Raw genomic sequence first — 22,522 nt, forward strand, 5'->3', positions numbered from 1 at the left:
TCAGCCGTTCGTCGTGCTCAGGGCTTTCGCCAGCTCCAGGAGCCTCGTGTTCATGTCCTTCACGTCGGCCGCCGTGGCGTCCTTCGCGAAGGTGAACCGGAGCGTCTGGAGCTGCTTGGCCTCACTCAGCCAGCCGATCTCCACGGTGGGGCCGTGCTCACCGGACGCCTTGGTGTTCATGCGGTAACCGGCCCTGCCGAGACCGGTCAGCTTCGTCGCCTTCTCCGGCATCCGGGTGTCGAGGAAGATCGTGGCGTTCGCCTTCGTGGTCTCCACGACGGACAGCGCCAGATCGGGCCACGGCGCGTTCAGCGTCTGCACCACACAGGTCGACGTGTCCTCGACCTGGTCGGCGGCCGCGACCGCGAACCGGACGCCCAGGTTCTGCTCGATGAAGTCGTAGTCCCACAGGATGCAGGCGCCACCGGCCGACGCGGCGGGCAGCTCGGCCAGATCCTCGGCCGGCGCGGACGGCGTCACGATGGTGGCGGCCTCGTCGGCGGTGCTGCTGCAGCCGGCGACGGCGAACAGCACGGCGGCGCCGAGAGCGGCCAGACGCGTAGGCACTAGTGATCCTCCCCGGGGGCGGGCGCACACAACGTACTGGGCGCGAGCCGATCACGGAAGAGGGCGATCAGGGGCCGGTCACGTACGGACAGTGACGGCACCCACGGGAGCAACAGGTCCCCCGGGCCGCCAGGAAGCCCGCGGTCAGCACGAACAGGCCGGATCCGGGATCGAGGTAGCCGGCCTCGCCCGCGTCCAGGGCGGCCGTGTGGGCGGCGAGGATCTCGGCGCGGCGTGGATGGTCCGGCGCGAGACGGGACGGGTGCGGCTCGGTCAGTGGACGACTCACCCTACGGACCATATCGCTTGACACTCGCTGTCAAGTAGAGACAGGATGCCGTCATGGACCTGGCCGGGCAGCTGCTCCGCATGCTCGACAACCGCCTGCTCGACCCGTTGGAGATCCTCCTCCAGGACGGTGAGCCGACCGACGCGATCCGCACCCTGCTGCGACGCCGGGTGGCAGAGTGGGCCGAGACGCTCGAGCACGGCGACGACACCGCCGCGATCCAGGTGATCGCCCGGCTGATCGGCGCGCTCCACCCCGGCGACGACGGCTTCCATCCACCGGCCGACTGGTGGCGCACCCCGCTCGGGCAGATCGTGATCCGGCGGGTCGGTCATCCGTACGCGGCCTCGGTGTCGCTGTCGACGGCCGGCGCGATGCTCGGCATCAGCCGGCAGGGCGTGCACGACCTCGTCCGACGCGGCCGGCTACCCCGCCACCCGGACGGCGGCGTGCCCGTCGCCGCCATCCGCGACCGGCTCCGCACCAACCCGCCCACCGAGGAGTCTTCATGATCAATGACCGTCTGATCGACGCCGGCAGCGTGCAGCTCGCCGTCCGCGACTTCGGCGGCGACGAGCCACCACTGCTGCTGGTGCACGGCGCCGGCGGCAACCTGGCGCAGCTGACCACGCTGGCCCGGGCGCTGCGCCCGCACCACCGGGTGGTCACTCTCGACCTGCGCGGTCACGGCCGCTCAGCCGACGGCGACTGGAGCTGGGACGCCGCCCTCGGCGACCTCGCCGCCGTCTGCGTCCAACTCGAGCTCGATCGGCCCGCCGTCGTCGGCCACTCGCTCGGCGGCATGCTCGCCGCGCTCTGGGGCCAGCGGCACCCCGAGTCCCCCGGCATCGTCAGCCTCGACGGCAACCCGCCGCCCACCCGGCCCGAGCACCTCCCCGGCCTCGACCCGGAGAAGGCCGCCGCCGAGCTGGCCCGGCTGCACGCGATCTTCGACGCCGTCGAGGCCGCCGCCGGTCAGGTGATCCCCGCCGACCAGCTGCCCGACCTCGTGGAGCGGCAGCAGATGGCGGCCCGCGACATGGGCGCCAACGAGAAGGTGTGGGTCGAGGGGTTCCGGCGCAACCTGGTCCACCTCGGCGGCGAGACGTCGATCCGCCCGTCCGCCGCGCTCACCAGCCAGCTGCGCGCCGCCATGAACGAGCTCGACCTGACGCCGGTCTACGCCGCCACGACCTGCCCCGAGCTGGTCGTGCTGCCCACCCGGAACCTGCCCCAGCAGGAGCCGTTCGCCGAGCTCTACGCCGCACACCGCCGCTTCCTCGTCGAGCAGGCGCAGTCGATCCCCCACCTGCGTCATCTCTCCCTGGCCGACACCTCCCACGCCATGGTGATCGAGCAGCCCACCCTGCTGGCCAAGGTGATCACCGACTTCCTGACCGAGCACCGCTAGGGGGTCTTCTCCGGCGCGGTCCCGCCACATCCGACAATGTGCGTCGAACGGGGGCGGACCGCGGTCGGGAGGAGAGCATGATGGCCAGCCCGGAGGATCTGCAGGCGGAGGCGCGCTCGGTGCTGGCGCTACTGGAGCCGTTGGGACCACTCACACCCACCGGCAGTTTCGTCTCCGGCCTGATGGTGTGGCGGGACCTGGACGTGATGCTGCACGGCGGTCCGCAGTTCGGCCCGGCGGACGTGGTCACGCTGCTGGGCCGGGCCGTGACGATCCCGGGCCTGACCGGTTTCGACTACCGCGACGAGCGTGGTGACCGGTCGCCCAGCGGCAAGCCCCGGGACGAGCGGCACCACATCGTCCTCACCGTCGGCGAGTGGCGGGTCGACCTCTCGATCTGGCTGCAAGACGACCACGCCGACGTGAGTGAATGGCACCGGGAGCTCGCCGGCCGTCTGAGTGCCGAGGAGCGCCAGGCGATCCTCGCCATCAAGAGCGTCTGGCACCAGCGCCCGGAGTATCCGGCCGAGATCGGCGGCTACGACATCTGCACCGCTGTCCTGGAGCACGGGGTGCGGACCGCCGTCGAGTTCGGCGTCTGGTTGCGAACCGGGCGCAACACCCGCTGACCCGGTCAGCCGCCCGTCCGGGCACGCCGATAGCCAGACGATGGCATCGGCACTCCAGGATGGGCAGAGATGACGCGTTCGCGGTTCGGCACGGTCGCTTCTTCGTTGGCAGGGCTCCTGTTCTGCACCGGTCTGGCAACGCCGGCGGCGGCGTCGCCCGGTGAACCGCCCCTGCGGATCATGCCGCTCGGCGACAGCATCACCGTCGGAGTCGGGTCGCCCGGGAAGAACGGGTGGCGCGCCGAACTGCAGCGGCGGCTGCGGAGCGCGGGCGTGTCCGCCGACTTCGTCGGATCGGAGAACGAGGGCACGACCGGCGACCTCGACCACGAGGGCCACGGCGGCTGGACGATCGAGCGGATCGCCGGGATCGTCGACCGGAGCCTGGCCGAGCACCGGCCCGACGTGGTGCTCCTGCATGCCGGCACCAACAACATCACCCGGTCCGACGACCCGATGGCGGCCGCGCGCAAGCTGTCGGACCTGATCGACCGCGTCGTGGCCGGGGCACCGCAGGCGGAGATCTACGTCGCGAAGATCATCGGTACGGCGGTCGCCTCGGAGGTGCCGGCCAACCGGGCGTACAACGCGCTGGTCCCCGCGGTGGTCCAGGAGAAGGGTCCACGAGTGCACCTGGTCGACCAGTCCACCGTCGCCGGACTCGACATCTACGACGCGCACCACCCGAACGAGTTCGGCTACCGCAAGATGGCCTACACCTGGTACGAGGCCATGCGCGGCACCACGCACCCGGAGTGGCCCGGGACCGGGAACCCGTTCAAGGCCCGTCAGGCGTACCTGTGCCACGCCCAGAGCCGCACCGAGCGGGACTGCCGTACGTGGCACCTGCGCCGCGTGATCGTGTCGCAGAAGGACGGTCAGACGGTCACCGCGGACCGCTGGCAGACCGTCCGGCCGGTGACCACCCGGGTCCGGGTCTGGGTTCCCGGTCATCACCACCACCGCCGCTGGGTGTCCGGTCACCACGAGATCCAGAACCGCCGTACCACCCGCTGGTCCAACGTCTGACGCACCACAACGGGAAACGTCCCCCGGACCGTGAGGTCCGGGGGACGTTTCGCATTGCCTCAGATCAACCGCAGCCCTCGAATCAGCCGCAGCCCTCGGATCAGCTGCAACCCGAGGTCGAGCCGCAGCCCTCGCAGACGTAGCAGCTGCCGGCGCGGCGCATCTTGGTGCCGCAGGTGAAGCAGAGCGGCGCGTCGGCGGCGTGGCCGGTCACGATCTCCAGCAGCTCGGTGGAGGAGCCCGCGGTCACCGGGGCCTCCTTCTCCGGAGCGGTGGAGGCCTTCACCTCGGCCACCGTGACCCTGGAGGTCGACGGAGCGGGTGAGACCGGGGCGGAGGAGGCCAGGGTGGCCAGCTCCTCGGCGGCCTCGGCAGCCGCCGCCTCGGCAGCGGCCTGCGCGGTCCGCTCCTTGACGGTGAAGATGCCGAGCTCGGCCCGCGTCTCGTACGGCAGGAAGTCCAGCGCCAGGCGACGGAAGATGTAGTCCATCACCGAGGTCGCCATGCGCACGTCCGGGTCGTCGGTCATACCGGCCGGCTCGAAGCGCATGTTGGTGAACTTGCTGACGAACGTCTCGAGCGGGACACCGTACTGGAGCCCTATCGAGATCGCGACCGAGAAGGCGTCCATGACGCCGGCCAGGGTCGAGCCCTGCTTCGACATCTTGAGGAAGACCTCGCCGAGACCGTCGTCCGGGTAGGACGAGGCGGTCAGGTAGCCCTTCGCGCCGGCGACCGAGAACGACACCGTCTCCGACGCCCGCTTCTTCGGCAGGCGCTTGCGGATCGGGCGGTACTCGATCACCTTCTCGATGATCTTCTCGACCTCGGCGACCGGGATCGACGGGGCCTCGACCTCGGTGGTCTTCTTCTTGGCGGCCGACAGCGGCTGGCCGACCTTGCAGTTGTCGCGGTAGATCGCGAGCGCCTTGAGGCCCAGCTTCCAGCCCTGGTAGTGGATCTCCTCGATCTCCTCGACGGTCGCCGTCTCCGGCATGTTGACCGTCTTCGAGATCGCGCCGGAGATGAACGGCTGCACCGCGGCCATCATCTTGACGTGGCCGATCGGGGAGATCACCCGCTCGCCCATGGCGCAGTCGAAGATCGCGTAGTGCTCCGGCTTGAGGCCCGGCGCGTCGACGACGTTGCCGTTCTCGGCGATGTGCTCGACGATCGCCTCGACCTGCTCTTCCGGGTACCCGATGCTGCGCAGGGCCCGCGGAACCGTCTGGTTGACGATCTGCATCGAGCCGCCGCCGACCAGCTTCTTGAACTTGACCAGGGCCAGGTCAGGCTCGATGCCGGTGGTGTCGCAGTCCATCATCAGGCCGATGGTGCCGGTCGGCGCCAGAACCGACGCCTGCGCGTTGCGCCAGCCGTTCTTCGCGCCGAGCTTGTTGCCCGTCTGCCACTGGCGGGTCGCCTCACGAAGGATCTCGGTGGCGGCGGCGCCGATCGGGCGGACCTCGTCGTTGGCGGCGGCGTGCTTGCGCATGACGCGCTGGTGCGCCTCGGCGTTGCGGGCGTAACCGTCGTACGCGCCGACGACACCGGCCAGCTCGGCCGAGCGACGGTACGCCGTACCGGTCATGAGCGAGGTGATCGCCGCGGCGACGCTACGGCCACCCTCGGAGTCGTACGGCAGACCCGACGCCATGAGCAGCGCGCCGATGTTCGCGTACCCGATGCCGAGCTGACGGTACGCCCGGGTGGTGACACCGATCCGCTCGGTCGGGAAGTCGGCGAAGCAGATCGAGATGTCCATCGCGGTGATGATGAACTCGACGCTCTTGACGAACTTCTCCACCTCGAAGCCACCGTCGGCCTTGAGGAACTTCATCAGGTTGAGCGAGGCCAGGTTGCAGGACGAGTCGTCCAGCGACATGTACTCCGAGCACGGGTTGGACGCGGTGATCCGGCCGGTCTCGGGGTTGGTGTGCCAGTCGTTGATCGTGTCGTCGTACTGCAGGCCCGGGTCGGCGCACTCCCACGCGGCCTGGGCGATGCCACGGAACAGCTTCTTGGCGTCGATGGTCTCGATGACCTCGCCGTCGAGGCGGCCGCGGAGACCGAACTCGCTGCCCTCCTCGTACGCCCGCATGAACTCGTCGCTGACCCGCACCGAGTTGTTGGCGTTCTGGTACTGCACGGAGACGATGTCGGCGCCGCCCAGGTCCATGTCGAAGCCGGCGTCCCGCAGCGCGCGGATCTTGTCCTCCTCGCGCGCCTTCGTCGAGACGAACTCCTCGATGTCCGGGTGGTCGACGTCGAGGATGACCATCTTCGCCGCGCGCCGGGTGGCGCCGCCGGACTTGATGGTGCCCGCGCTCGCGTCCGCGCCACGCATGAAGCTGACCGGGCCACTGGCGGTGCCGCCGGAGGAGAGCAGCTCCTTGGACGACCGGATGCGGGACAGGTTGACACCCGAACCGGAGCCGCCCTTGAAGATCAGGCCCTCTTCCTTGTACCAGTCGAGGATCGAGTCCATCGAGTCGTCGACCGAGAGGATGAAGCAGGCACTGACCTGCTGCGGCGACTTGGTGCCGACGTTGAACCAGACCGGCGAGTTGAAGCTGAACACCTGGTGCAGCAGCATCGAGGTCAGCTCGTGGTCGAACACCTCGGCGTCGGCCGGGGTGGCGAAGTAGCCGTGCTCCTCGCCCGCCTTGCGGTAGGTCTGCACGACCCGGTCGATGAGCTGCTTCAGCGACCACTCACGCTCGGGCGTGCCCACCGCGCCACGGAAGTACTTGGTCGTGACGATGTTCGCCGCGTTCACGCTCCAGAACGAGGGGAACTCGACGCCACGCTGCTCGAAGTTGATCGAGCCGTCGCGCCAGTTCGTCATGACGACGTCGCGGCGTTCCCACTCGACCTCGTCGTACGGGTGAACGCCCTCGCTCGTCCAGACCCGCTCCACTCGCAGCCCCCCGGCCGCCGCGCCGCCGCCGCCGTTGGTCCGGCTGCGCTGGCGACCTGCAGTGATGCCGTCTCCGGCCATATGGATGTGCTCCCCCTCGTAGGTACCGCTACAGATGAGTCGGTAAGAAGTGCCTCGGGCTGAGGCCGGCCGAACTGACGCCTCAGCCGTTCAGCTTGGGTGCGCGTCCCCCGGACCGCGGCGCGACGGCGTGTCGCGTCCCGGGTTCCCGGTCGGGGCCGGCTTCGCGCAGCGCGGCGATCTCCTTCTCGAATTCGTCGAGAGAGTCGAACGACTTGTACACGCTGGCGAACCGGAGGTAAGCCACCTGGTCGAGCTCACGCAACGGCGTGAGGATCGCCAGTCCCACGTCGTGGCTGGGAATCTCGGCGGCGCCGCGGGCCCGGACGACTTCCTCCACGCGCTGTGCCAGCTTCGCGATGGAGTCCTCGTCGACGGGCCGGCCCTGACAGGCCTTGCGCACGCCGCTCATGATCTTTGTCCGGCTGAAGGGCTCGGTGACGCCACTGCGCTTGACCACTGCGAGGACGGCCTCCTCGACGGTGGTGAACCGCTTGCCGCACTCGGGGCACGAGCGGCGGCGACGGATCAGCTGACCGTCGTCGGCCTCTCGTGAGTCGACCACGCGTGAATCGGCGTGACGACAGTACGGGCAGCGCACCGTGATCTCCCTCCGGATCCGTCCCGCCGGGTTTCGGGCATGCCGAAACGCAGCACCACCAGCATCAGGGACAACTGGCTGCGCTGTGGATAACCGGTGAGAAGGAAACCCAACCTGTGGACGACTTACATCCGTGTAACCACTAGATGTTGGGGTAGACGCTAGGCCCCGGCGGACACCGATGCAAGTTCACCAGCGTGCCGACGCGCCGTATTTTCCGCCTCACCACCTGGGGTGATGACACCATCACGCCCAGCGGCCGGATCGAGCGATACGACGCGCCGGAGAATCGGGCAGCACACCCGACGGAGATCAAACTCGGGCGGCCCGGAAGGCGGAGGTCAGCCGTGGGAGGCGCTCGTGAGAAGAACGACATTGGCCAGCGCGACGGCGGCGAAGAACAGGCTCAGCAACACCACTCGGCCACGGCGGGTGAGGCGCAGCTGCGGCTCGGCGTGTCGCGCACCACTGACCGTCATGACTAGACCCCTTTCGGACACGCGTTCGATAGTACGCCCGTACGAGGGTTTATCAGAACACAGGTACGGAAGTCGAGTCCCTGGGAGCGACACGCCGGGGAAATCTCGTACAGATGTTTGAATATGTCGTACCCGCACACTAGGTTTTCCGACAAGAAGGGGTCAGCCGGACGTACGCCATCCCCACGGCGTGCCGCCCGGCTCCGCGACGCACCACGTGCCGCGAGGCACTTGGCCGACAGGGAGGGCGACGTGTCGACCGAAGACCGCACCAGCCGAGAGCAGCAGACCAGGAAGCCCGAGACGGTCCGGCGCCGCACCACACCGAGCCGTGCACGCGGCGCGGACGCGCCACAGCTACGTGCGGTCACACCGATCGGTCACGTCCCGGAGGTGGTCGCCTCCGACCTGACCGCACGCCAGCGGCGGATCCTCGAGTTCATCCGCGACTGGGTGGAGAAGTACGGTTATCCGCCCAGCGTCCGCGAGATCGGCGAGGCGGTCGGCCTGGTCTCCCCCTCCAGCGTGGCCTACCAGCTGAAGGCGCTGGAGACCAAGGGCTACCTGCGCCGCGACCCGAACCGGCCACGCGCCGTCGACGTCCGCGCCCCCGGCGAGCTGGTCGACGACGAGGCGCTGCGTGCGGCCCGCCCGCAGCCCGCCTACGTGCCCCTGGTCGGCCGGATCGCCGCCGGTGGCCCGATCCTGGCCGAGCAGTCCGTGGAGGAGTTCTTCCCGCTGCCACGCGAGCTGGTCGGCGAGGGCGACGTCTTCATGCTCGAGGTCAAGGGCGACTCGATGATCGACGCCGCCATCTGCAACGGTGACTGGGTGGTCGTGCGCCAGCAGCCCAACGCCGAGGCCGGCGACATCGTCGCCGCCATGATCGACGGCGAGGCGACGGTCAAGAGCTACCGCCAGCGCGACGGGCACGTGTGGCTGATGCCGGCGAACCCGGCCTTCGACCCGATCCCCGGCGACGACGCCACGATCATGGGCCGCGTGGTGGCGGTCCTCCGCCGCGTCTGACCCTCTCCGGGCCGGACGCCGGGCTTCTGGCCGCCTGACCCACCGCCGGCCGCCGGGCACGAGGCAGCCTTCCGCCGCCGCATGTACCACGGACCAGGCGGCCCCTGCCGCCTGGTCCACCACGGCCCGGCCACGAGGGCAGCCTCTGCCGCCTGGTCCACCCGGGTCGGACACCAGGCAGCCTCCGCCGCCTGGCCTACCGCGGCCGGACACCAGGCAGCCTGTGCTGCCTGACCTACCGCGGCCGGACACCAGGCCCCCTCTGCCGTCTCACCACTGCGGCCGGACACCGGGCAGCCTTTTGCCAGCCTCACCACTGCGGCCGGACACCGGGCACGCCCGGCGTCCGGCCCATACCTCACGCCGGCGAAACGCGAGGCCAACCCCACCTCACCGCTTCTCGTCCTTCCACGACCGCGGCTGTACGGTTCACGCGCACCCACCCCGCGCAAGAGGCGTCCACGCCCGGCCTCGGCCGGACAGCTCTCCGCCGTCGCGCCCGACCCACGCCCCCCGAACAGCCGAATGCGCCCACAGAACACGCGGGCGCAAAGACGCGGGCGCAAAGACGCGGGCGCAAAGACGCGGGCGGGGACACACGAGCGCGACGACACCGGCGCGGACACGAGCGCGAAGACGCGGGGCGCGGAGACACGTGCGTGAAGACACCGGCGCGAACACGCCGGCGTGGAGACACGGGCACGGACACACGGCGTGAAGGCACGGGCACGAACACACGAGCGCGACACGGAAAAGGCCGGCTCCGCGGTGGGCGGAACCGGCCTGCTCAGGTGACTTGGGGGCTACTGGCGGCCGTCGGGGCGGCCTCCGCCGTAGACGCCGTTCGAGCGCTGCGCCTGGCTCTGCGGTCCCCGTGGGGGCTGCTGGCCGCCATAGACGCCGCCACCGCCACCGCCACCGCCGCCACCGCCACCACGGCTGGGGGGCTGTTGCGGGCCGCGCGGAGGCTGCGGCTGCGGGTTGCGCGCCGGAGACTGCTGCGGACCACGGGCGGGCGGCTGCTGCGGGTTGCGCGGAGGCTGCTGCTGCGGGTTGCGCGCCGGAGACTGCTGGGGACCACGCGCCGGCGAGGGCTGCGGACCACGGGCGGGCGGCTGCTGCGGGTTACGGGGAGGCTGCTGCTGCGGACCGCGCGCGGGAGGCTGCTGCGGACCACGCGCCGGTGGCTGCTGCGGGTTACGGGCCGGGCCCGGCTGCGGGCCTTTCGGAGGCTGACCGGCGGGCCGGCCATACTGAGGCCCACCGCCGCCCTGACCCGCGCCGCCGCCCTGACCCGCGCCGCCGCCCTGGCCGGCGCCACCACCCTGACCAGGCCCGCCGCCGCCGTAGACGCCTTTGCCGCGCTGGGGGCCGCCGGACGCGGGGCCGGACTTGGCGCCGTAGACGGGACCGCCACCACCACCGCCACCCTGGCGGGCGGCGCCGTAGGCGGGCCCACGCTGCGGCGCGCCGCCGACACCGATCAGCTCGGTCTCCGGGTCGCCCTTGGCCAGCGCGCCGGACGGCAGGTCGTCCGAGGTGGTGACGAAGCCCTGCGGCGACCGGCGGAACCGCACGATCCCGAAGACTCCGGCGCCGACCAGGATGAGGCCGAGCACGCCGATGCCACCGACGATGTACGTCACGTCGTCGATGTCCAGATTTGAATACCACGAGTCGCCGCCGGCGCCCTTGCCGGACTTCTCCGACTTCACCGCGACCGTGGTGGCCGGCGTGTACTCCCGGATGTGGTTGGCCGCGTCCTTGACGCCGCTCATGTCCGAAACGGTGTAGAAGAGCTTGCCGTCGGTGCTGTAGGCGATCGCCTCGCCGAGCGGCTCGTTCGGCAGGCCGGTGGTGCGGGGCTCCTTCTTCAGCGCGCCCAGCACGTCGCCGTTGGTGACGTCCCATTCGACGGCGTCGGTGTAGGTGCGCAGCACCACCTTCTTCAGGTCCTGCGAGACCGCGCCGCCGGTGACCGTCTTGTTGCCGATGCGGGCGACCGGGTTGCCGGCCGTCTCGGTGGCCGAGAGCTCTAGCTCGCCGACCCGTTTCAACGGCACCGGGTCGCCGTCCTTCTTCAGTGCGGCGGTCGGCTTGTAGATGCCGGCGGGCGCGCCGATCTCCTTGGTCACGATCATCGGCGTGCCGTCGCCGTCGAAGATCAGCGCCTCGGCGTCGTGTCTGTCCTTGTCGGGGTAGCTGACCCGGTGGATGACCGCCTCGCCCGAGCCGCCGATCGGCAGGCTCCAGAGCGCGACGTGGGGCCGCATATTCGACGGGTCGGTACGGACGTTGTTGTCACCGACATCGGCGATCCACAGCGTCTCGCCGTCGGGGGAGAGAACGATGTCCTCGGCGTCAAGCGGGGTGCCGTCGAAGCCGGACTCCTTGACCTTCTTACACTCACGGTTGAGGAAGATGATCTTCGGAGTGACGCCTTGCTGGCCGTTGTTGACGACGACGAAGCCGTTCTTGGTGGCCACCAGCCCGGAGAGCTCGGTCAGCCCCGCTTCGGTGATCTTGCAGAGCTTCTTGCCGGGCGTCGACTTGGCGCTGACGGTGGGCGCGGGCGTCGGGTCCTCGGCGGACGCGCTGGAGGAGCCGACCATTACCAGACCGATGGCCACGATGGTCGGGAACACGAGACGCCGCATCCGCACAGTGTCGCACGCGACGTCTCGCCCCGGTATTACGTGTGGATCAACACAGGTGGCTGCGCCCCTGAAGTCCGAATTGGGTTTCCTGCTCAGCTCTGAAAACCGGACAGCTCCGCAGCGAACTGCTCATCGACGCGGACCTGGAGCTCGGTCCCGTCGTCCAGATGCCGGGACTGCAGCACCTGACCGGTCCGGTGCACCCGGGCCACCAGGTCACCCCGGTCGTACGGAATGAGGACCCGCATCTCGACCGCGGGCCGGGGCAGCCGGTCGGCGATCGCCTTGTGAAGCTCCGCGATGCCGGCACCGGACCGTGCCGAGACGAAGAGCGCCTCCGGCCAGGTCCGCTTGAGCCGCAGCACGGTCTCCTCGTCGGCCGCGTCGACCTTGTTGATCACGAGCAGCTCGGGCAGCTGATCGGCCCCGACCTCGCCGAGCACCTCACGAACCGCGCTGACCTGGCCCTCCGGGTCCGGGTGGGCGCCGTCCACGACGTGCACCACCAGGTCGGCCCGGCCCACCTCCTCCAGGGTCGAGCGGAACGCCTCGACGATGTGGTGTGGCAGGTGCCGGACGAACCCGACCGTGTCGGAGAGCGTGAAGATCCGCCCGTCCTCCGCGGCCGTGCGCCGGGTGGTCGGGTCGAGGGTGGCGAACAGCGCGTCCTCCACCAGAACCCCGGCACTCGTCAGACTGTTGAGCAGGCTGGACTTGCCCGCGTTGGTGTAACCGGCGATGGCCACGGCGGGGACGCCGTTGGCGACGCGACGGGAGCGCTTGGTCTCCCGTACCGTCTTCATGGCCTTGATCTCGCGCCGCAGTTTCGCGATGCGGGTGTTGATCCGCCGCCGGTCGGTCTCGAGTTTGGTCTCACCGGGACCGCGGGTGCCGACGCCGCCGCCACCCGAACCGCCACCGGCGCCACCGCCCTGCCGGGACATGGCCGCACCCCAGCCGCGCAGTCGCGGCAGGAGGTACTGCAGTTGGGCCAGCTCGACCTGGGCCTTGCCTTCGCGGCTCTTGGCGTGCTGGGCGAAGATGTCGAGGATGAGCGCGGTCCGGTCGACGACCTTGACCTTGATCTGCTCCTCGAGCTTGCGCAGCTGCGAGGGCGACAACTCGCCGTCGCAGATGACCGTGTCGGCGCCGGTCATGATGACCACGTCGCGCAGCTCGTCGACCTTGCCGCGGCCGATGAAGGTGGCCGCGTCGGGCTGTTTCCGTCGCTGGATCAGGCCCTCGAGGACCTGGGAACCGGCGGTCTCGGCGAGAGCGGCCAGCTCGGTCAGAGAATTGTCAGCATCTTCCACGCTTCCCTCGGTCCATACACCGACGAGCACGACTCGTTCGAGTCGCAACTGCCGGTACTCGACCTCGGTGACGTCGGTCAGCTCGGTGGAAAGACCGGCCACCCGCCTGAGCGAGTGCCGCTCCTCGAGCTCCAGGTCCCCGGTCGTGGGGTCCAGCTCGTCAAGGACGGGTGTCTGGTACGTGTTTCGCAAAAGTGACCTCCTACGTCCGATCGTGGCACGTCACGAGAGCGAACGCATCCGCATAACTCCACCTGACCCACGAGTAACCACCGAGCGGAGAGCCGTTATTCCGCAAGAGCGACAATCACAGTACTTACCCCACCAACGTCGGAGGGAACACCGTGGTGACCACCCGCCTGCCGAGCGCAGGATTCTCGATCACGATCCGCATCGCCGTTACCGCGGACGCCTCGTCCATCGGCCGGCTCACCACCTGTGTGGGTGAGGCCGGGGCGATCGTGACGGCGCTGGACGTGGTGGACTCCGACCCCACCCGAGTGCTGGTCGACCTCACCTGTGACACGGCCGACGCCGCGCACGCCGACCAGGTCGTCAAGCAGCTCGAGCAGCAGGACGGCGTGGACGTCCGCAAGGTCTCCGACCGGACGTTCCTGCTGCACCTGGGCGGCAAGATCGAGGTGTCGTCGAAGGTCGCGCTCCGCAACCGTGACGAGCTGTCCCGGGCGTACACGCCGGGGGTGGCCCGGGTCTGCATGGCCATCGCGGAGAACCCGGCGGACGCCCGCCGGCTCACCATCAAGCGCAACACGGTCGCCGTGGTCAGCGACGGCTCGGCAGTGCTCGGCCTGGGCAACATCGGGCCCGCCGCGGCGATGCCCGTCATGGAGGGCAAGGCCGCGCTGTTCAAGCGGTTCGGCGGCGTGGACGCCTGGCCCGTGGTCCTCGACACGCAGGACACCGACGAGATCGTGGCCATCGTGAAGGCGATCGCCCCGGCCTACGGCGGCATCAACCTGGAGGACATCGCGGCGCCGCGATGCTTCGAGATCGAGGCGCGGCTGAAGGAACTGCTGGACATCCCGGTCTTCCACGACGACCAGCACGGCACCGCGATCTGCGTGCTGGCGGCGCTCACCAACGCGCTGCGGGTGGTCGGCAAGCGGATGCAGGACGTCAAGATCGTCGTCTCCGGCGCCGGAGCGGCCGGCACCGCGATCATGAAACTGCTGATGCGCCAGGGCGTGGGCGACATCATCGCGTACGACCGGAAGGGCGCCCTGCACCGCGGGATGCCGGACCTGAACGAGTCGATGCAGTGGCTGGCCGACCACACCAACAAGGACAACTACTCCGGTGATCTGCCCGGCGCGATCGTCGGCGCGGACGTCTTCATCGGCGTCTCCGCTCCGAACCTGCTGACCGGCGACGACATCGCGAAGATGGCGGACAAGTCGATCGTGTTCGCGATGGCGAACCCGGATCCGGAGGTCGACCCGCGGGAGGCCCGCAAGCACGCCGCGATCGTCGCGACCGGCCGCTCCGACCAGCCCAATCAGATCAACAACGTGCTGGCCTTCCCGGGTGTCTTCCGGGGCATGCTGGACGCCGCCGCCGAGGAGTTCACCGAGGAGATGGCGCTGGCCGCGGCCCGGGCCATCGCCGACGTGGTCGGCGAGGACAAGATCAACCCCACCGTGATCATCCCGAGCGTCTTCGATCCCAAGGTCACCCCGGCGGTGGCGGCGGCGATCCGGGCGGTCGTCCGGGGCGGCCCTCTCCCGGCCAACCCGGCGGCGGTCCCGGACAGTGAGCTCGACAAGGCTCCGGAGGCGACCTTCTAAGAGCATTCGGCGGTACGGCTGTCGCGCGCCCGGGTCACAGGGATCCGGGCGCGCCGTCCCCGTATCCCAAACGGAGGCCCCGTCGTGTGACTCTCGGGTGCGTGCCCCGGCCGTTCGCCCGTCCGGCGCAGTCGCGTGCTCGCGTGCGGCACACCCGGTACCCCCAGGCTCCGCGCCGTGCTGCGGGTTGCGGGCCCGGGCCGCGCCGGGATCCGGTGGGGGTCAGCCTCGGGCGCCGGCCCAGCCGGTCAGCTCGCCGACCAGGTCGGTGATCAGCCCGGACACGCCCGCGTCGACCAGCGGGCGCCACTGGGCGATGTCGTTGGGCGTCCACGGCATCACGCCGATCCCGGCCGCGGCCAGGGCGGCCATCGTCTCCGGCCCGCCGAGCACATCGTCCAGCGACGGGTTGCAGTAGGCGACGCCCAGCTCCCGGGACAGCTCGACGGTCTCCGCGTCGAACCGGAACAGCAGCAGGCCGCGCCGGACCTCGGGCGCCACGTCGCGGACCTTGCGCACCACGTCGGCGTCGAAGCTCTGCACCACCGTGCGGCCCAGCAGATCGCGCTCGGCGAGCTGGGCGACGATCGACTTCACCTCGTCCAGCGTGGCCGGCGGCTTGATCTCCAAGAGCAGGTCGACCGGGGCGGGCGCCAGCAGGTCGAGCGTCTCGGCCAGCGACGGCACCCGCAGACCGGTGAACCCGGCGCCGAACCAGGACCCCGCATCCAGGGCCGCGACCTCGTCATACGTCAGGTCCCAGACCCGGCCGTAGCCGTCGGTGGTGCGGTTGACCGTGCGGTCGTGGATCACCACGGGCACGCCGTCACGGGTGGCCCGGACATCGAACTCGACGACCGTGGCACCGGCCCGGACCGCGGCGGCGAAGGCGGGCAGAGTGTTCTCGGGGGCGACCGTCGAGTAGCCCCGGTGCGCGACACGGGCCAGCATCAGAGCACGGCCGCCGGGTCGACGTCACCGTCGGCGACCAGCACCGCCGGGCCCTCCAGCCACCACGCCCCGTCCGCGTCACAGGTGACCAGGACCCGCCCGCCGAGCACGTCCACCGCCACCGAGCCGGTCGCCAGGCCGGCCTCGCGCAGCGCCACCGCGCCGACCGCGAGCGCACCGGTGCCACACGACTGGGTCTCGCCAGAGCCGCGCTCGTGCACCCGCATCCGGACGTGCCGGTCCACCCCGTCCAGCGGCTCGGCCGGCTCGACGAACTCCACGTTGACCCCGGCGGGGAACACCTTCGGGTCGTGCAGCGGGGCGCGGGTCAGGTCGAGGGCGGACAGCTCCACCCCGTCATGCAGGCCGCAGACCAGGTGCGGGTTACCGCAGTCGACCGCGAGCCCGGGGACGGTCAGATGGCCGAGAGTGGCGGTGCTTCCCGCGTACACCCGGGGGGTTGTCATCCGTGCGCTGATCGTGCCGTCACCGACGACGGTGACCAGCACCCCCGCCCGGGTCGCCACCGGCAGGCCCTGCGGGCCGGGCGTGGCCAGGCCCTTCTCCAGCAGATAGCGGACGAAGACGCGCAGGCCGTTGCCGCACATCTCGGCGATCGAGCCGTCGCTGTTGTGGTAATCCATGAACCACTCGGCCTCGCCGGCGAAATCGGCGGCCTCGGGGTGCTTGGCGCTGCGCACCACCCGGATCACGCCGTCGCCGCCGATCCCCCGCCGTCGGTCGCAGAGCGCCGCGACCAGCGCGGGCGTCAGCTGCAGCTCGCCGTCGGGGTCGGGGAGGAGGACGAAGTCATTGCTTGTTCCATGGCCCTTGGTGAAACGCACGCGGCCCATCATCGCGCAAGGCCCAGCGCATCCGCCAACAGCTCCGGGGCCGCGCCGTCGAGCCAGGTGATCGAGGGGTCGCGGCGGAACCAGGACCGCTGGCGGCGCACGAACCGCCGGGTGCCCTGGACCGTGTCCGCCTTGGCCTCCTCCTCGCTGAGCACGCCGTCGATCTGGGCGAGCGCCTGCTGGTAGCCGAGCGCACGCGACGCGGTCCGGCCGTCACGGATGCCGGCCAGCCCGCGGACCTCGTCGATCAGCCCGGCCGCCCACATCAGATCGACCCGCAACGCGATCCGCTCGTCGAGCTCGGCGGTGGCCCGGTCCACGCCGATCTGCACGGCGTCGTAGACCGGGCGCGGGTCCGGCAGGGAGGCGGTGAACGGGCGGCCGGTCAGCTCGATCACCTCGAGCGCTCGGACGATCCGGCGGCCGTTGCTCGGCAGGATCTTCGCGGCCGCCTCCGGGTCGCTCTCGCCGAGCCGGGCGTGCAGCACGCCCGAGCCCATCGCGGCCAGCTCCTCCTCCAGGCGCGCCCGGATCGCCGGGTCGGTGCCGGGGAACTCGAAGTCCTCCAGGACCGCGCGCACGTAGAGGCCGGACCCGCCGACCAGCAGCGGCACCCGGCCCCGGGCGAGGATGTCGTCGATCGCGGCGCGGGCGAGCCGCTGATATTCGGCCACGGCGGCGGGCTCGGTCACGTCCCAGATGTCGAGCAGATGGTGCGGGACGCCCTCCCGCTCGGCCGGGGGGAGCTTGGCCGTGCCGATGTCCATCCCCCGATAGAGCTGCATGGAGTCGGCGTTGACCACCTCACCGCCCAGCTCGTGAGCGAGCGCGATGCTCAGGGCCGACTTCCCGGCGGCCGTCGGGCCCACGACGGTGACCACTCGTTGGACTGTCCGGAACGGCACGAACCAACCGTAGGACACCGTTGTGTCACGGTCGTCAGCGGGAGCTTTCCCCTGACCGGGTTGGACCTGTGACAATGCGCGAGAAAGAATGCCGGTGAGAAGTCGGCATTCAGACTGCGCTGTGGCGGTGGCCACGACCCCGATGCGGGCCGATGACGCCGGGAGAACGAGGATGAGCTCATGAACGACTGGACGGCCTTCGGGCGCGTGGATGCCGACGGCACCGTGTACGTGAAGACCGCTGAGGGCGACCGGGTGGTCGGCTCCTGGCAGGCGGGCACCCCTGAAGAGGGGCTGGCTCACTTCGCCCGGCGATTCGCCGACCTGGTGACCGAGGTCGAGCTCGTCGAGGCCCGCCTCAAGTCGGGCGCGGCTGACGCGACCCACTCACTGAGCAGCGTGAAGCGGCTGCGCACCCAGCTGGACGAGGCGCACGTCGTCGGTGACATCGACGGCCTGACCGTGCGGCTGGAGCGGCTGGCGGCTCTGGCCGAGGAGAAGGTGGGCGAGGCCAAGGCCGCCCGCGAGGTGGCCCGCACCGAGGCGCTCGCCCGTAAGACAGCGCTGGTCGAGGAGGCGGAGGCGATCGCCGCCGACGCCACCGGGTGGAAGACGGCGGGCGATCGTCTCAAGGAGATCCTCGACGAGTGGAAGACGATCCGCGGCGTCGACAAGAAGACCGACGGTGAGCTGTGGAAGCGGTTCGCCGCCGCCCGGGACGGCTTCACCCGTCGTCGCGGCGCCCACTTCGCCACCCTCGACGGACAGCGCAAGCAGGCGCAGACCGCCAAGGAGGACCTGGTCAAGGAGGCCGAGGCGCTCGCGTCGTCGACCGAGTGGTCGAGCACGGCCAACCGGCTCAAGGACCTGATGACCGAGTGGAAGGCGGCACCCCGTGCCGCCAAGGAGGCCGAGCAGCGCCTCTGGGAGCGTTTCCGGGCCGCCCAGGACTCGTTCTTCACCAAGCGCAGCGAGGTCTTCTCCGCCCGCGACGCGGAGTACCAGGGCAACCTGGAGAAGAAGCAGGCCATCCTGGCCGAGCTGGAGGCCGTCGACGTCGACGCGGACGCCCGCGCCGCGCAGAACAAGCTGCGTGACGCCCAGGCTGCCTGGCACGAGGCCGGCCGGGTGCCGCGGGAGGCGTCCACCTCGCTGGACCGTCGCTGGCGGGCCGCCGAGGAGCGCATCCGGGTGGCGATGGACTCGGCGTGGCGCAAGACCACCCCGCAGGACAACCCCCTGCTCCGCCAGATGCGCGACCAGGTGGCCGAGGCCGAGCAGCGGCTCGAGCGGGCCAAGGCGGCCGGCGACAACCGGCGGATCAAGGAGGCCGAGCAGGCGCTCGCCTCGAAGAAGCAGTTCCTCGCCCTGGCCGAGCAGGCCAACTGAGGCTCCGAGCCGAGGCGGTGGGCAGCGTGCCCGCCGCCTCGGCTTTTTCGGCCTCTGCATGGCCTATCGAGGCCTGGGCTGTCACGGCCCGGTCAGGGCCGCCAGCTCGGCAGGGTCGGCGTTGCCGCCGCTGCAGACGACGGCGACCCGCCTGCCACCGAACAGGTCCGGCCGGCTCAGCACCCCGGCCAGCGCGGCGGCCCCGGCGCCCTCGGCGAGGGTGTGGGCGGCGCTCGCCAGCAGGCGGCGTGCCTGTGTGATCTCCTCGTCGGCGACCAGCAGGAAGTCGGCGAGCCGGCCGCGCATCAGACGCTGCGGCAACGCGAAGCCTCGGCCGGTGGCCAGCCCGGCGGCAGCGGTGCGGTTGGGTCGTTCCACCAGATCACCGGACCGCCACGAGTCGTGCGCGGCGGGAGAGGCCGCGGACTGCACGCCGATCACCGCGCACCCGGGTGCCAGCTCGGCGGCGACGAGACAGGCCGCGGCGGCGCCGGTCCCACTGCCCACCGGGACGACGATCGCGTCGAGATCCGGCCGCTGTTCGAGGATCTCCAGATACGCCGTGCCGACCCCCGCGAGCAACTCGGGGTGTCGCCCGGGCTGACCAACCGGGCCCCGGTCTCGGCGGCGTGCTGCCGGGCGTGCCGCTCGGCGGCCTCCAGGCTGTCCCCGGTGCGGATCGCCCGGGCGCCCCAGCCTTCGACCGTCGCCGCCTTGCCCTCCGGGGTGCCGGCCGGCATGACGACGGTGCTCCTCACCCCGAAGACGTGCCCGGCGTACGCGAGTGACTGGGCGTGATTGCCGGTGGACCACGTGACTGTGCCACGGTCCCGGTCGGCCGCGCTCATCCCGGCGAGCAGGGTCAGGCCGCCACGCACCTTGAACGCGCCGACCGGCTGCGTGTTCTCGTGTTTGACCAGCACGGTCGCTCCCGCCGACCGGTCCAGGAGCGGGTAGGACCACATCGGTGTGGGCGGCAGGTGGTCGCGGAGGAGAGCGCGGGCGGCGTGGATGTCGGCGATGGTCGGTTCCATGTCCTGATCGTCGACCGCCCACAACCCATAGGTCCAATGTCAATCGTCTCGGAAACCCATAGGCGCGATTGATACGTTGGCCGGATGCTCGACGTCACCCGGCTGACCGTCCTGGCCGCCGTCGCGAAACACGGGTCGGTCACCGCCGCCGCCCGCGCCCTGCATTACGCCCAGCCGTCGGTCAGTCACCACCTGGCCCGGCTCGAAGCCGAGACCGGCAGCCGGCTCCTGCAGCGGGTGGGCCGGGGCGTGCGGCTCACCGAGGCCGGGCGGCTGCTCGCCGATCGCGCCGAGGAGATCCTGGGCCGGCTCGCCGCCGCCGAGGCCGAGCTGGCCGAGCTCACCGGGTTGCGGGCCGGCCGGGTCCGGCTGGCCGCCTTCCCGTCCGCGCTCGGCACGTTCGTCCCCGTCGCGGCGGCCGGTTTCGCCACCGCCCATCCCGGCGTCGACCTGCGGTTCGCCGAGGCCGAGCCGCCCGCCGCGGTCCGGTTGCTGCGCGGCGGCGAGGTCGATGCCGCGCTGCTCTTCGCCCACTCCGGCGAGTCCACACCGGCTCGGGACGGGACGGGCCCCGGATCCGGCCGGTCCTCGCCCGACCTGGAGGGCCTGCGTCTCGAGACGCTGCTGGAGGAGCCGTCCTATCTGGTCGTTCCCGCCCAGTGGCCGGGCGACCGGCTGGCCGACCACCGGGACCGGCCCTGGATCGGCGGCTGCGAGCGATGCCGCAGCCGGCTGGTGGCCGCGTGCGCGGCCGAGGGGTTCGTCCCGGACATCCGGTTCACCACCGACGACTACGTGGCCGTCCAGGCGCTGGTGGCCGCGGGTCTGGGCGCTACCACCCTGCCGGCGCTGGCTCTCGCGGCCCACCGCAACCCGCGGATCCGGGCCGCGCCACTGCCCGGACCCGGCCGCCGGGTGTCGGTCGCGGTCCTCGGTGACCCGCCCGATCCCCCGGCGACGGCGGCGTTGCTCGATCAGATCCGGATCGCGGCCGCCACGGTCTTCCCATAGCGGCCGTCGCAGACACGCAGGTAGCGGCCGATCCGCACCTGGCCGCCGATCCGCACGTGGCCGTCGTCAGAGGGCGCAGCCGTCGGCGGCCGGGGGCAGCGGAGCCGGGAGGCCGATCGTCGGCAGGCCGAGCGACACTCCCTTCAGCTTCGGGGTACGGCCGGCCTCGAACGCGTCGCCCGCCCGGGTCCGGCGGTGGCTCAGCGGGTCGCCGTCGGCGTTGAGGTGGTGCGGGGCGGCGTAGGTGATCACCGTCTCGACGATGTCGCCGGGACGCGGGGTGCGGTCGCCGGTCAGCTCGCCGGTCGCGAAGTGCACCAGGCGCCCGTCCCGGGCCCGCCCGCTCATCCGGCCGGTGCGCTCGTCCTTGCGGCCCTCGCCGACCGCGACCAGCACCTCGACCTTCTCGCCGACGAGCTTCTTGTTCTCCGCCCAGGTGATGTCCTCGAGCGTGGCGATCAGCCGGTTGTAGCGCTCCTGCACGACCGCCTTGGGGATCTGCTCCTCCATGGTCGCGGCCGGGGTGCCGGGGCGCTTCGAGTACTGGAAGGTGAAGGCGCTGGAGAACCGGGCCCGGCGCACCACCTCGAGGGTCTGCTCGAAGTCGTCGTCGGTCTCACCCGGGAAGCCGACGATGATGTCGGTGGTGATCGCGGCGTCCGGCATGGCGGCCCGGACCTTCTCGATGATCCCCAGGTACTTCTCCTGGCGGTAGCTGCGGCGCATGGCCTTGAGCACGGTGTCCGAGCCGGACTGCAGCGGCATGTGCAGCGAATGGCACACGTTCGGCGTCTCGGCCATCGCGGCGATCACGTCGTCGGTGAAGTCCTTCGGGTGCGGGCTGGTGAAACGGACCCGCTCCAGGCCCTCCACCTCACCGCAGGCGCGCAGCAGCTTGCCGAACGCGAGCCGGTCGCCGAACTCGACCCCGTAGGAGTTCACGTTCTGGCCTAGCAGGGTGACCTCGAGGACGCCCTCGGCGACCAGGGCGCGGACCTCGGCCAGGATGTCGCCGGGACGGCGGTCCTTCTCCTTGCCGCGCAGGCTCGGGACGATGCAGAACGTGCAGGTGTTGTTGCAGCCGACCGAGATGGAGACCCACCCCGCATACGTCGACTCGCGCTTGGTCGGCAGTGTGGAGGGGAAGACCTCGAGCGACTCGAGGATCTCGACCTGCGCCTCCTCGTTGTGCCGGGCGCGCTCGAGCATCGCCGGCAGGGAGCCGATGTTGTGGGTGCCGAAGACGACGTCGACCCAGGGCGCCTTCTTGACGATGTCGCCCTTGTCCTTCTGGGCGAGGCAGCCGCCGACCGCGATCTGCATACCGGGGTTCTTGATCTTGGTGGGGCGCAGGTGACCGAGGTTGCCGTACAGGCGGTTGTCGGCATTCTCCCGGACCGCGCAGGTGTTGAAGACGACCACGTCCGCCCCGTCGGCCTCGGTGGCGCGCACGTAGCCGGCGTCCTCCATCAGGCCGGAGATCCGCTCGCTGTCGTGCACGTTCATCTGGCAGCCGTAGGTGCGCACATCATAGGTGCGCGGGGCGCCCTGCATCTCGGTAGTCATGG

19 protein-coding genes and 1 pseudogene are annotated in these 22,522 nt (G+C 70.8%); 8 read left to right on the forward strand and 12 right to left on the reverse strand.

What is annotated here, in order from left to right; genetic code table 11:
• Both ACQPZW_RS42470 and ACQPZW_RS42475 read right to left on the reverse strand, forming a co-directional pair.
• Positions 1-567: a hypothetical protein gene (locus ACQPZW_RS42470; RefSeq protein ID WP_433791681.1), complete on the reverse strand. Its 567-nt coding sequence runs from the start codon at positions 565-567 to the stop codon at positions 1-3.
• 67 nt (positions 568-634) lie between these two features.
• On the reverse strand, positions 635-856 hold the full coding sequence (locus tag ACQPZW_RS42475) for a DUF5522 domain-containing protein (RefSeq protein WP_433791682.1): 222 nt from the start codon (positions 854-856) through the stop codon (positions 635-637).
• Between the two features lie 53 nt (positions 857-909).
• Here ACQPZW_RS42475 and ACQPZW_RS42480 point away from each other — a divergent pair, with 53 nt between their 5' ends.
• The 4 genes from ACQPZW_RS42480 to ACQPZW_RS42495 all read left to right on the forward strand — a co-directional run bounded on the left by ACQPZW_RS42480 (position 910) and on the right by ACQPZW_RS42495 (position 3,925).
• Positions 910-1,368 (forward strand): hypothetical protein, encoded by a 459-nt coding sequence (locus ACQPZW_RS42480; RefSeq protein WP_433791683.1) that lies wholly within the window; start codon positions 910-912, stop codon positions 1,366-1,368.
• Positions 1,365-2,267, forward strand: a complete 903-nt coding sequence (locus ACQPZW_RS42485; RefSeq protein WP_433791684.1) for an alpha/beta fold hydrolase — start codon at positions 1,365-1,367, stop codon at positions 2,265-2,267. The genes ACQPZW_RS42480 and ACQPZW_RS42485 overlap by 4 nt, the downstream gene beginning before the upstream one ends.
• A 77-nt stretch (positions 2,268-2,344) precedes the next feature.
• Entirely contained in the window at positions 2,345-2,896 is a 552-nt protein-coding gene (locus ACQPZW_RS42490) for a hypothetical protein (protein ID WP_433791685.1), read from the forward strand.
• 69 nt (positions 2,897-2,965) lie between these two features.
• Positions 2,966-3,925 (forward strand): SGNH/GDSL hydrolase family protein, encoded by a 960-nt coding sequence (locus tag ACQPZW_RS42495; RefSeq protein ID WP_433791686.1) that lies wholly within the window; start codon positions 2,966-2,968, stop codon positions 3,923-3,925.
• A gap of 100 nt (positions 3,926-4,025) precedes the next feature.
• Here the strand turns inward: ACQPZW_RS42495 and ACQPZW_RS42500 are convergent, their stop codons facing one another.
• The 3 genes from ACQPZW_RS42500 to ACQPZW_RS42510 form a co-directional block, all read right to left on the reverse strand.
• A complete protein-coding gene (locus ACQPZW_RS42500; RefSeq protein ID WP_433791687.1) occupies positions 4,026-6,926 on the reverse strand; it encodes a vitamin B12-dependent ribonucleotide reductase in 2,901 nt (966 codons plus the stop codon).
• Positions 6,927-7,008: 82 nt separating this feature from the next.
• Complete coding sequence (gene nrdR / locus ACQPZW_RS42505) at positions 7,009-7,527, reverse strand: transcriptional regulator NrdR (RefSeq protein ID WP_433791688.1); 519 nt, start codon at positions 7,525-7,527, stop codon at positions 7,009-7,011.
• Positions 7,528-7,868: 341 nt separating this feature from the next.
• A complete protein-coding gene (locus ACQPZW_RS42510) occupies positions 7,869-8,006 on the reverse strand; it encodes a hypothetical protein (protein ID WP_433791689.1) in 138 nt (45 codons plus the stop codon).
• 252 nt (positions 8,007-8,258) lie between these two features.
• Between ACQPZW_RS42510 and lexA the strand changes: the two genes are divergently transcribed.
• Positions 8,259-9,035 (forward strand): transcriptional repressor LexA, encoded by a 777-nt coding sequence (gene lexA / locus ACQPZW_RS42515; RefSeq protein WP_433791690.1) that lies wholly within the window; start codon positions 8,259-8,261, stop codon positions 9,033-9,035.
• Positions 9,036-9,838: 803 nt separating this feature from the next.
• Here lexA and ACQPZW_RS42520 read toward each other — a convergent pair.
• Positions 9,839-11,692 (reverse strand): hypothetical protein, encoded by a 1,854-nt coding sequence (locus ACQPZW_RS42520; protein WP_433791691.1) that lies wholly within the window; start codon positions 11,690-11,692, stop codon positions 9,839-9,841.
• Between the two features lie 92 nt (positions 11,693-11,784).
• On the reverse strand, positions 11,785-13,197 hold the full coding sequence (gene hflX / locus ACQPZW_RS42525; RefSeq protein WP_433791692.1) for a GTPase HflX: 1,413 nt from the start codon (positions 13,195-13,197) through the stop codon (positions 11,785-11,787).
• A gap of 152 nt (positions 13,198-13,349) precedes the next feature.
• Here hflX and ACQPZW_RS42530 point away from each other — a divergent pair, with 152 nt between their 5' ends.
• Positions 13,350-14,810: an NAD-dependent malic enzyme gene (locus ACQPZW_RS42530; RefSeq protein WP_433791693.1), complete on the forward strand. Its 1,461-nt coding sequence runs from the start codon at positions 13,350-13,352 to the stop codon at positions 14,808-14,810.
• Positions 14,811-15,032: 222 nt separating this feature from the next.
• On the opposite strand, the gene ACQPZW_RS42535 is transcribed toward ACQPZW_RS42530, so the two are convergent.
• From ACQPZW_RS42535 to miaA, 3 genes are read right to left on the reverse strand one after another with little or no spacing between them, the layout of a single operon-like run.
• Complete coding sequence (locus tag ACQPZW_RS42535; RefSeq protein ID WP_433791694.1) at positions 15,033-15,761, reverse strand: glycerophosphodiester phosphodiesterase; 729 nt, start codon at positions 15,759-15,761, stop codon at positions 15,033-15,035.
• On the reverse strand, positions 15,761-16,606 hold the full coding sequence (gene dapF / locus ACQPZW_RS42540) for a diaminopimelate epimerase (protein ID WP_433791695.1): 846 nt from the start codon (positions 16,604-16,606) through the stop codon (positions 15,761-15,763). The genes ACQPZW_RS42535 and dapF overlap by 1 nt, the downstream gene beginning before the upstream one ends.
• 8 nt (positions 16,607-16,614) lie before the next feature.
• Positions 16,615-17,520 (reverse strand): tRNA (adenosine(37)-N6)-dimethylallyltransferase MiaA, encoded by a 906-nt coding sequence (miaA, locus tag ACQPZW_RS42545; protein ID WP_433791696.1) that lies wholly within the window; start codon positions 17,518-17,520, stop codon positions 16,615-16,617.
• A 180-nt stretch (positions 17,521-17,700) separates the two neighbouring features.
• Here miaA and ACQPZW_RS42550 point away from each other — a divergent pair, with 180 nt between their 5' ends.
• Positions 17,701-18,909 (forward strand): DUF349 domain-containing protein, encoded by a 1,209-nt coding sequence (locus tag ACQPZW_RS42550; RefSeq protein WP_433791697.1) that lies wholly within the window; start codon positions 17,701-17,703, stop codon positions 18,907-18,909.
• Between the two features lie 81 nt (positions 18,910-18,990).
• Here the strand turns inward: ACQPZW_RS42550 and ACQPZW_RS42555 are convergent.
• Positions 18,991-19,943 (reverse strand): annotated as a pseudogene (locus ACQPZW_RS42555) (threonine ammonia-lyase).
• 84 nt (positions 19,944-20,027) lie between these two features.
• Here ACQPZW_RS42555 and ACQPZW_RS42560 point away from each other — a divergent pair.
• A complete protein-coding gene (locus ACQPZW_RS42560; protein ID WP_433791698.1) occupies positions 20,028-20,954 on the forward strand; it encodes a LysR family transcriptional regulator in 927 nt (308 codons plus the stop codon).
• A gap of 66 nt (positions 20,955-21,020) precedes the next feature.
• Here ACQPZW_RS42560 and miaB read toward each other — a convergent pair whose 3' ends face one another.
• Positions 21,021-22,520: a tRNA (N6-isopentenyl adenosine(37)-C2)-methylthiotransferase MiaB gene (gene miaB, locus ACQPZW_RS42565; protein WP_433791699.1), complete on the reverse strand. Its 1,500-nt coding sequence runs from the start codon at positions 22,518-22,520 to the stop codon at positions 21,021-21,023.
• Positions 22,521-22,522: the final 2 nt, after the last annotated feature.

It is taken from the genome of Actinoplanes sp. CA-252034, assembly GCF_050956125.1.
Lineage (GTDB): Bacteria > Actinomycetota > Actinomycetes > Mycobacteriales > Micromonosporaceae > Actinoplanes.